The 1123-nt window shown below is 73.3% G+C and carries 1 protein-coding gene; it reads left to right on the top strand.

The genetic code is table 11. The features are described from left to right. On the top strand, window positions 1-1123 hold a 1123-nt coding region (locus ABZ919_RS41510; RefSeq protein WP_361259528.1), incomplete at both ends, for a beta-ketoacyl synthase N-terminal-like domain-containing protein.

Genomic DNA, 1123 nt, shown 5'->3' on the forward strand with positions numbered 1-1123 from the left:
AGCGCCTGGAGACGGTGCTGCGCCCCAAGGCCGACGCCGTGCTCAACCTGCACGAACTGGCGGGCGACGTGTCGGCGTTCGTGGTCTTCTCCTCGGTCTCCGGGATCCTGGGCAGCGCCGGACAGGGCAACTACGCGGCGGCGAACACCTTCCTCGACGCGTTCGCCGAATCCCGCCGCGCCCAGGGGCTTCCCGCCATGTCACTGGCATGGGGCCTGTGGGAACAGAGCAGCGGCATGTCCGACCGGCTCGACCAAGCGGACCTCACCCGGCTGAAGCGGGTGGGCCTGGCCCCGATAGCCGTCGACGAAGGACTGCGGCTGTTCGACGCGGCGCTGGCCCTGGGCCGGGCGGCCGTCGCCCCGCTGCGGCTGGATCTGGGCGGACTCCGGGGGACGGTGCCGCCGGTCCTGCGAGGGCTGCGCGGACCCGTACGGGGCACCGCGCGGCGTACGGCGCAGAGCGCGCCGAAGGGATCGCTGGGCCGGCGGCTGGCCGGGCTGCCGGAGGCCGAGCGCGAGCAGGTGGTGCTGGACCTGGTGCGTACCGAGGTCGCCGCCGTGCTCGGCCACGCCTCGGCCCAGGCCGTCCAACCGGAACACGCGTTCCAGGACGCCGGTTTCGATTCGCTCACCTCGGTGGAACTCCGTAACCGGCTGAACGCGTCGACCGGGCTCCGGCTCCCCGCGACCCTGGTCTTCGACCACCCCACGCCCGTCGCGCTCTCCCGCTTTCTGTTGGCCGAGACGCTGGGCGTCCGGGAGCGGCCCGAGGCCGCGGTCGCCGCGGTGACCGGCACCGACGAGCCGATCGCGATCGTCGGCATGGCCTGCCGGTTCCCCGGTGACGTGCGGTCGCCCGAGGACCTGTGGCGCCTCGTCGCCTCCGGCGGGGACGCGATCTCGGGCTTCCCCGAGGACCGCGGCTGGGACGTCGAGAGGCTCTACGACCCGGACCCCGACCGATCCGGCAAGTCCTACGTGCGCCACGGCGGCTTCCTCCACCAGGCTGCCGAGTTCGACCCGGCCTTCTTCGGTATCTCGCCGCGTGAGGCGCTGGCGATGGACCCGCAGCAGCGGTTGCTGCTGGAGACGTCGTGGGAGGCGTTCGAGCGGGCCGGGAT

The organism is Streptomyces sp. NPDC046759 (genome assembly GCF_040645475.1).
In the GTDB taxonomy this organism is placed as follows: Bacteria; Actinomycetota; Actinomycetes; order Streptomycetales; family Streptomycetaceae; genus Streptomyces.